This is a genomic window from Archangium violaceum Cb vi76 (assembly GCF_000733295.1).
Taxonomy (GTDB): domain Bacteria; phylum Myxococcota; class Myxococcia; order Myxococcales; family Myxococcaceae; genus Archangium; species Archangium violaceum.
Genome location: NZ_JPMI01000346.1, coordinates 1 through 340, shown reverse-complemented (window position 1 = coordinate 340; position 340 = coordinate 1). Strand labels below are relative to the sequence as shown.

Annotated in this window: 1 pseudogene; it reads right to left on the bottom strand. The window is 69.7% G+C overall.

The features are described 5' to 3' along the window. Positions 1 to 340: pseudogene (locus Q664_RS59685) on the bottom strand (adventurous gliding motility lipoprotein CglD); the annotation flags it as partial.

The window sequence follows — 340 nt, the reverse complement described above, 5'->3', positions numbered from 1 at the left end:
CGCGCACGTCATCCGTGGGGTCGAGCGGATTGCGCTCGCCCGGGTCGAGTTTGCCGTCGTGGTTCGTGTCCTCGGCGCCGTCGGACACGCCGCCGTTGTCGGTGTCGGAGTCGAGCGGGTCCGTCCGTTTGGACGGGTCTGCGTCCGGGATGAAGACAGCCAGGTCGGTGCCCAGGCCCTCGGGGGAGGTCAGGCCCAGCTCGGTGCCGTCCTGGAGGCCGTCGCCATCGGTGTCCTTTTTGCGCGGGTCGGTCTCACCCGGGTCCACCACACCGTTGCGGTTGGCGTCCTCGCTGCCGTCCAGGATGCCGTCGTCGTCGGAGTCATCATCGGTGGGGCT